Origin of the sequence: Clostridium sp. AN503 (genome assembly GCF_040719375.1) — a bacterium.
Taxonomy (GTDB): Bacteria; Bacillota; Clostridia; order Lachnospirales; family Lachnospiraceae; genus Brotaphodocola.
On sequence record NZ_JBFDTP010000002.1, the window covers coordinates 3,234,054 to 3,243,687 of the forward strand.

Genomic DNA, 9,634 nt, shown 5'->3' on the forward strand with positions numbered 1-9,634 from the left:
TTCCTCCTAGTCAACTGGAATATGCGTTACTTTAGCACCGTGTTCGTTGTACAAGGGATTAGGTGTTCCGTTTTTATTAAATTCGCTCAGCTCACTTTCGTGATACCACTTACCATCACTTCCTAAATACTCTTTCCCTGAACCTTGTACTTTAGGGTTCGGATCTGGAACTTTTTGCCTGGATACGCGATATATACTATCCGCATCAGTATATTTACTATTTCCCTCATGAACTCGGACTTCATAATTATATTCTCCATCTGTCCATTTTTCTTTTAATTTCTTTGGCGTTTTTTCTAACCCTTGTCGCTCCAGAGCCTCGTCCAAGTAATCTTGAGGATTTTCAGTCTCAGATTCCCCCTCACCATTCTTGTTGATAGTTGAAATATCCGGAACTACCGGCATACCACCAGCTACTGCCGCATCGCCCCCGATATAGACTTCATACCCCTCTGGCGTAACCCTAACATTTCCTGTTCCACCAGGATTCGCTGTATTGTTAGCTAGCGCGGCCCCAATTATTGATGCGTATGTCCAAAACCGTGTTATACCCCCTACATTATAACCTAGATTAAACGCAGTTTCATTCTCAGCTTCTGCTTTCGCATCATGAATATAAATATATATATCGTGATCTCTAACATAAGCTCTGCTCCAATAACCATTTCCAAATGTTAGAATATCCACAACAAGGTTGTTGACTATTGCATCTGCTTCATACACCCCAACCCTATACCCTGAATGTGCATCTTCACATAAACTAACTACTTTCAATCGGCCTGATTCGATTCCCTCTATCAGATCTTCAATACATTTTCTCAACTGGCTGTTATCAGGATATATTCGAGCATTTTTCTCATCGACCAATGCCCATCTTTCATCATTATTATTCGCCGCTTGATATCGTAAAATCCAATCTTGATAATATGAATCTCCTAAAGCGTCTATTTCATATTGACCCGGAAGATAATTACTGGGACTGTCGAACTCGTCACGAGGATCATGTCCGCTCGGATCAACATAATTCAACGGACTATTCTTCACATAAGCATACCGGTTCAGCGTCAGCGGATCCGTAATATCCCCCAGATAAGTATCTTCCTGGAAGAATCTCCCCTGATTAGCATTATAATACCTCGCCCTTAAGAACTCAAGCCCGGTATTCGGGTTATAGCTCTCTGCGTTATACCCATAGAAATCTGTATGCTCTGTGCTCCCCAGCGTCACCTGTCCATAAGGATCATACTGGTACACATCGGTCACTCTGCCATTATACCAGGTATTTGCCGTCACGCTCCCACGTCCGTCATACAGGTAGTAGCTCATCTCATTCCGCACCACATCCCGCGCCTCGGTCCAGATATCATTCCTGGAATTGCGCATAGTACCTGCGTAGCTGTAAGACTCCATCGCCCCGCTGTTGACTGTGTAGGCTGTCAATACTTCCGTATACTCCCGGTTGGTATCATTCACATACTCGGTCAGGTCATAGGCCCTTCCCGTATCTGAACAGATATAGCTGAACAGCTGGCCTTCCGCCGTCAGGCTCTCATCTTCATTCCGGCTGTGCTCCGGCATGTAGATCTCACCGCCCCAGCCGATCCCGTAGCCGCATTCCGCCGCCGGGTTGTAGTTCAGCTGGAATGCGCGGTTCCCGTCGCCGTCATAGGTGGACGCCATAAGGAGCTTCTGCTGGTCATACACTGCCGTCAGACGGTTCTCTGTATCATACTGGTACACCACTTCCGCCTGCTTCTGGTAACACTCATGGGTCAGGTTGCCGTTGGCGTCGTAGGTAAACGTGTAGTCCTTCGTCAGATTTCCTTCGCAGACCGTCGCCGCCACCATCTGGTTGTCATCATTGTAGGTGTAAATATTCTGCCAGGATTCCAGGTAACTGTATGGGAATGTCTTGGCTTTCTTTGCAAAAGTACGGTTTCCCGCCTCATCATACTTGTAAGTATAGGTCACCTTATGGAACTGCCCCTTGCTCTCCTCACAGCCGGTCATCTCGCCGTTATCGTCATAAGTGAAGGTGCGCACTGTGGTCTCCCACTCCGGGTTCTGGTTTTGCCACGGGTTCTGGCTGTCCCATCCGTTCCACCACGGGTCATTGCCGCTGCCTCCGCTACCATTTGCATGGGCGCACTTGTCCTTCTCTCCTCCATTGTGACCATGATCCTTGTTGGAGGTGAACAGGTCTTCCTTCGCCACTTCCTTCGTGACCAGTCCTGCGTCATTATACGTATACTGGTAATCACTGATCAAAATGCCGCAGACACAGGTATTCTTTGCCTCCAGCACCTGGTTCCTGGCGTTGTAGGTGTATACGCTCTCGCTGCCGTCTGCACGTATTACATGGGTCAGACGGTTTAACGGATCGTACTCATAGGCGGTCGCCCGTCCATCACGGTCGGTCAGTTTGGTGATGTTGTCGTTTTTGTCATATTCATAGCTTACTTCCCCGCCGTCCGGATAACGGATGGCTTCCAGGTTATCCGCTTCATCATAGAAATACTCCACCACTTTCCCGGAGCCATTAGTCGCGGTCTTTAAGCGGCCTAAGGAATCATAGGTATAAGTACTCTCCCCTGTGATATCCTCCATGGAGATCCGCTGGCCCATCACGTTATAGACCATCTTCACCGGGCGGTCATTGCCCAGCTCGTTTGCACTGCTGTAGGACTTATCCGCCAGGGCATTTAAGGTGTCATAATCGTAGAAGATCCTTCCGCCGGACGGGGTCAGACGCTCGGTCATCCGTCCGCCCACATCATACGTATACTGTTCCTTACGTCCCATGGGGCTGGTGAGGGAGGTCATGTTGCCCTCGGCGTCATACTCATAGGTGGTGGTCTTCAGCTTCGCATTGGTCATGGACGTGATATTGCCCATCACATCATACTGGTAAGCAGTCTGATAACCCATAGGATCGGTCACACGCACCAGCTGGTCCAGGATGTCATACTGGAACTGGGTGATCAGACCGTTAGTGGTCCGGCTGGTCAGCACATTTCCATGCGGATCATAGGTGAATGCCTGGGTAAGGCCCATCTTGTCCCTCAGCTCCGTCACGCGGCTGCCCGGGTCATAGGTGACACTCTGGGTCTGGTTTAACGGGTCCACAGTTCCGGTCAGGCGGTTATCCCGGTCGTAGATGTCCCCGTAGAGATAGCCCTTCGGATCGGTAATGCTGGTCTGATTATAATTCTGGTCATAGGTATAGCTGGTGGTCCGCTCGCCCGGCCTGGTGATGCTGGTGATATTGCCCACCAGGTCATAGACCGCCTCCGTCGCTTTCCCTTCCGGGTCCACGCTGGCCGTCAGCTGGTCGATCAGGTCATACTGGTAGTTCCAAGTATGGCCCATGGCGTTGGTCATCTGATTCTGGTTACCCCGGATATCATAACCGAATTCCGTCACGCCGCCTTTTGCATTGGTGGACTTCGTCATCCGGTGCATGATATCATACTCATAGGTGGTGGTGCGGCCTAAGTTGTCCGTATCCTTTATCACGTTATCCGCTACATCATAAGTCAGCTCCTGTTTGAGACCCAGAGGGGTAGTGATGCTGGTGAGCCGGTGCACCGGATCGTACGTATAGGCATACTTCGCCCCGTTCTTCTGGGTCATCTCCGTCACCTGGCGGTTTAAGTCCACCGCATAGCGGGTGACGTTGCCTGCCGGGTCAGTGATGCTGGTCAGTTCATCGTGCTTATCATAGGTGTAAGCAGTCCTTGCCCCCTTCGGGGAAATGGTTTCCACCAGGTTCCCCATCACGTCGTACTGGTACTCGGTGATCAGGCCGTTGGGATCCTTTGCCTTTGTCATGCGGCTCAGTGCATCGTAACGGTATTCGGTCTTATTGCCCTCCGGCGTCGTGTGGGACAGCAGACGGGACAGCTCATCGTACTCGTAGGCCGTGTCGTTACCGCGCCCGTCAGTCAGGGTGGTCAGGCGGTCGATCACGTCATAGACGTAGACATTGGTATTGTCTTCGCCGTCCACAGTACCGGTCAGGTTACCCTTCGCGTCATACTGGAAGGTGGTGGATGCCCCCAACGGGTTCACCTTATTTGTCAGGCGGTTGATGGCATCGTAGGCATAGGTGTAGACTGCCTCGCCCGGCTCTGTGGTCTTGATCAGGTTCCCTACCGGGTCGTACTCGTAGCTGGTCACCGTTCCGTCCGCCTGGGTCACAGATGCGAGCCGGTCTAACGGGTCATACGTGTAAGTAGTGGTCGCCAGATCGGTTCCGGTCACGCTGATGAGGCGGTTGAACTTATCATACTCATAGATAGCGTCCCGCCCGATGGTATCGGTCTGTTTCACCAGGTTACCGCTCTCATCGTACTGATATGTCATCACATTACCCGCGGTATCCTGAGCCTTTGTGATACGTCCCATGGAGTCATACTCATAGCGGGTCACCACGCTCGCCTCATCCCGGTAGTAGGTCATCCGGTTATTGGCGTCGTAGGACATGCTCACCGTATCCCCGTCGGGCATGGTCACCTTTAAGAGGTTCCCATTCTCATCGTAATCGTAGGTGTATTCCCCGCCCAGTGCATCGGTCATCTTCACGGTGCGGCGCAGGGCGTCCACATCCATGGCGGTCTCACCCTTTAAGGCATCGGTGACCTTTGTTACATTGCCCAGGGAGTCGTATTCCATGGCGGTGATATTCTCTGCGGCGTCCACCTGGGCCAGTACCTGCCCGATCACGTCGTAGTGCCAGGTGGTGGTATGGTCATTCTGGTCGGTGAAGCTCAGTGTCCTGCCGTTTAAGTCATACTCAGAAGAAGCGGACCCGCCCAGGGCGTCCTGCATCTCCTTTAAGCGTCCCACAGCGTCATAGGCATAGGCCGTGCTGTTGCCGTTGGCGTCCGTCACAAGGGTCTGGCGGCCTGCGCCGTCGTAGGCGTACTCCGTCACGCCTCCCAGCGGGTCGGTGGCCTTCACTAACCGGTTGTTCCCGTCATAGGCAAAACGGTAGACGCGGGTCTCATTATCGGTGATGCGGGTGATGTTGCCGTTGCCGTCGTAGCCGATCTCCGTCACCAGGCCGTTCTGGGCGGTGGTGCGCACCAGGCGTCCGGCGCGGTCGTAGGCATAGGTGATGGATGTGCCGTCCGGGTAGGTGATCTTGGTCAGGTTGCCATTATGGTCGTACTGGTAGTAGGTCTCATTCCCCAGGGCGTCCTTCATCATGGTGGACAGGTTTAAGACCTTATGGTACCAGGACTCTGTCGTGTTGCCGCGGCGGTCGGCCATCCCGGTAGTGTTGCCGTTGCCGTCCAGGGTGTAGGCGATGGTCTGCCCAAGGGCGTCGGTCACGTTCACCATCCGGTCGCGGGCGTCGTACTCATAGGCGGTCTTGTCCCCCTTGGCGTTGGTCTCCGCCACCTTGTTATAGTTGGCGTCATACTCATAGTGGAGGGTATTGCCCAGTGCGTCCTCGCCGGAGAGGATGTTGTGCATGGCGTCGTAGGTGAAGGTGGTCGCTACGCCCATGGGGTCGATGATGGAGAGCACTTCCCCTGCGGGGCTGAACTCGTAGGCGGTCACGCCGCCGTCCGGGGCCGTCACGGCGGTCTCCCAGCCGTTTGCATTGTAATCATGCTCTGTGGTATTTCCCTCCGGGTCGGTCTGGGTCAGGACCCGGTTCATCTCATCGTAGGTGAAGGTACTGGTATTGCCCTCCGGGTCGGTGTAAGCAGTCACTGCCGCCCCATCATACTCAAACCTGCTGGTCCCGTCATTGGCGTCTGTGATAGAGACCAGACGGCTCATCTCATCATACCCGTATCGGGTCGTATTGCCTTCCCCGTCGGTCATGGAGGTCAGATTGCCCTTTTCATCATAGGTGAAACGGGTGGTATTCCCCTCATAATCCGTCGCCGTCAGCGGCAGGTTGGACTCATTGTAGGTATAGACAGCTTTGCTTCCGTCATCCCGGGTCTCGGTCAGGATATTTCCACTCTCATCATAGGTGTAACGGGTCACGGCTCCGTTCTCATCCGTGTGGGATGCCAGATGCCCGTCCGCATCGTAGCTACTCTCGGTACCGGTCCCGTCCGCATACTCCACGCGGATGCTCCGGCCCAGCTCGTCTGTGTATACGACCGTGTCATTTCCACGGTTATCGGTCATGATGCTGCGGCCATCCTCGTAGCGGATGGAGGCCGTGCCGCCGTTCGCATCCGTCTGCTGGGTCACCCGGCCATTTTCATCGTAAAGATTCTCTACAACGGTATTGCCGTTCTCATCCTGCCATGCGGTCATATGATGCATGTCATCATACTCGTAGTGGCGGGAATCGCCCTTCTGGTCTGTGAAGGATATGAGGTTGCCGTCATCGTCATACTCATAGGTAAGGCTGGTGCCGTCCGGAAGGCCGATCTCCGTGATCCGGTACTCCTCGTCCATGGTGATCTCCAGGATCTTGTCCGTCGGGGAAATGACCTGGAGCAGGTTATAGTTCTCATCGTAAATAAATGTGGTGCGGTTCCCCTTGCGGTCCTCCCGGTACTGCATAAAGCCCAGGGCATCGAACACGCGCACGCTGCCGTCCAGGGAGGTCAGCTTAAAGCCCGCCACGTTCGGCATAGCCGGTACGGGTTCTTCCTCTTCCCCGCCTTCTTCTGTATCGCTGTCCGGATCTCCGTCAGCATCATCCTCTGCGGCAGGGTCCTGCGCAGATCCGGCCGCCGCTGTGCTGTATCCGGCAGAGCTTCTGTACGCTCCGCTCTCCCCTTCTTCGTCTTCCTCTCCGTCCCCGTCGTCCTTCCATGCGTTGGAACGGGTCGCCATATCCACGTCCAGGGAGTCCAGGGTCTCTAAGACCAGGTCCCGTCCGTTCTCCCCTTTATAGACGTCCCCGTCCTTCTTCAGGGTGATGAACGCGCCGTCCTCCCGCTTATAGAGGATACGTCCGTCCCCCAGTATGGTCAGGCGCTCGCCAAGGGGCGATGACCAGCCCATGCCGAACTCGGAACGGCGGTCCGGGATCAGGGAGTTGTAGCTTCTGGAAACGCCGAAGTCACCGTTTAACTCCGGGATCTCCGCGTCCGACTGGTTCATGTAAAAGTTACCGGTATTGATGTTCACCGGCTCTAAGTCGATCAGGCACTCCGGGTTCGCTCCTAAAAGCAGGCCGTTTAAGATGTCCTGCTCCAAGGTCGACATGGGCTTTGGCGTATAGGGATCGCTGGTCTGCGGTTCGCGGATAAACAGGATCGTGCCCGCCTCTGTGAGCTGTCCCCGGTACAGTGAGTTGTCCCTGCCGATGACATTGGGATTGACGCCGTAGTGCTGGGCGATCCGCTGTACGATGTCATTTAACTGGACCTCGTAGAACAGGAACGTGTCGGTGTCCTTCGGGCCGAAGGTCTCCGGCTCCTCATCGCCGCCGTCACCGCCCTCTTCCCCTTCTTCCTCCTCAGGCGGGGCTGTGGCTGTGACACTGAAATGGTACTTTGTATCCAACTCCAGGCTATCCGACGGATAACCGGCGCTCTGCCAGTTGGACTGCTTTAAGAATATCTGGCCATGCTCCAGGCCTGCCTCGTCAAAGTCCGGACGGTCCAGGGAACCATGGGCCGTATCCTTGCCGTTGTCAACCTCATCTTCAGATTCGTCGATCAGTGTATACTCTACCTCTGCATCCGCGGTGGTCTTGCCATGGGCGATCACGCCGGTGGCTGTCCTTCCCTCGATGCCGGTCTTGATGATGGATGGTTTTACCTCCGTCGTGGTGTCTGCCAGCGGGTAAGATGCCATATCCGTCTCGATGGCCTCGCCGGTCCAGTGGACCTCGATCCGCGGCCCCATGGACTCATGGTTCTGGTTGTAGAAACGCTCCGCCGGCATGATGTCTTCCGGACGGTGGTCCGGCCCGGCCTCGATCATGGCCTTGACCGCAAATCCCGCCTGGAGCTTCGTCCCCTGGATCCATTCATTTAAACGGTCCGTGATATGAAACTCGATGAACTGGTCCGGCCCCGGAGCGGGCGCGCCCTCGGGCTGTTCATCTAAGGCCGGGGCATGGTTCCAGGTCACGGAATGGGCATTCCATGCGGTGGTCGGATAAGCAAGCTGGAATACCGTCTTTCCCACAGCGTTCCCCGTCTGGGTGGTCATCCGCAGGATGGCTTCCTCCGCCACAGCGCCCGACCCGTCAAAAAATGACAGGATGGACGGGCAGTTGGTCTCATTGAACGCAATGTAAAGGCGGCAGTTGCCCATACCATCCAAATATCCCACATAAGCGTCCTGGTTCCAGCCCAGGACCTGGCCGGGTTTATCTTCCGCCGTCAGGCACAGGAGGAACTCATTGGACGGCACCATGTTCGCAGGGTCGATCCGCACCGGATAGCTGCGGTCCGCCGCGTTCAGCCAGTCCTCATCTGCCTTCAGCCGCACCGTGTAGTTCCCGTCCGTGCCGGTCAGGGCAAGCTTTAGATCCGCGCTGGTCTCCCCCGCGTTATCGATCATCACAGGAGCCTCCAGGGTAAAGAGCGGCTCGGATTTCCTGGACTTGTAGACGATGATGGAACGCCCTTCTTTTGCCGCTTTCAGGCCCGGAGTCTTCAGACGGTAAGTAAAGGTGTTCCTATCGGACGGCTCCAGAAGGATGATATCCTCCTTTAAGGTCTCGCCGAGCACCGTGTACTGGTAGTCGATGTTTTCGTACACATCCGCAAAGCGCACTGCGTTGCCCGCAGCCAGGCTCCTGGTAAAGTCGCCTTCCGGGACCAGCTCGATGCGGATGTCGTTATTCTCCATGGTGATCCCGTCGGAGGACGTGATCTGCGCCGGGATCACGATATCCCAGCGTCCCGCGGTGTTGTAATATTTCATGCCGGATGCAGAGCGGGAACGGTTCCCCGCCAGACGCAGGGTATTGTCGGTCTGGCAGACCTCGCCGTTCTCATCCTGGTACATGCCGCTGTAGCCGCCCATCACGGTGATGTATTCGTGCTCAGCGATCTCATAGGTGCGGTAATAGTCGTTGAACTGGATCAGCTCGCCGTCCGGCTCATCGATCAGGCTGTCCAGGTCATAATAGTCCTCCGGCAGACGCCACTCTGCGTCCGTAGCCAGGTCAGAGTCGGATGCATAGGGGAGCATATAGCCATAACCCAATTCCTCCAGCTCCTCCATCCAGTTGTCCTCATCCAGGATCAGGTCGTTCATATCAATGACGTCATAGCTTCCCTGGGCGTTGGAACCGGAGGCAGAGCGCAGGCCGATATCCCTCAGGGTCAGCGCCTTCTGCCTGGAAAAATCCACCCGCCGGGGCATGTTGTCCAGAGCTGTCGCCGCCTGGGACACGATCGGCGCCATATTGGGCGCGATCATGCTGATGCATAAAAGCCAGCTGACTGCCTGTTTGCAGGCGCGCCGTGTCCATGTATGCTGTTTATGCTGCTCCTTTTTTGGTTTTGTACTCATACAGAATCCCTCCCGAAATATAATACTTTAACTTTATATTTCGGGAGGGATTTCGACAATATTTATGGAAAAAACTGTATTGTTTTTGGAAAAAATGGTATTCCGGATCAGTGATATTTTTCTGCAAGGCTGCCTGCCAGGCTTCCTGCAAAACGTTTGCGCATATTCCGGGACACCG

Annotated in this window: 2 protein-coding genes; both read right to left on the bottom strand. The window is 54.7% G+C overall.

Annotated elements, in window-relative coordinates; genetic code table 11:
• Positions 1-6: 6 nt before the first annotated feature.
• Positions 7-9,456, bottom strand: coding sequence for an RHS repeat-associated core domain-containing protein (locus AB1I67_RS22420; protein WP_367032575.1), 9,450 nt, complete (start codon positions 9,454-9,456; stop codon positions 7-9).
• A partial coding sequence (locus AB1I67_RS22425) for a hypothetical protein (RefSeq protein ID WP_367032577.1) occupies positions 9,425-9,634 on the bottom strand: 210 nt, incomplete at its 5' end. The genes AB1I67_RS22425 and AB1I67_RS22420, both read right to left, overlap by 32 nt.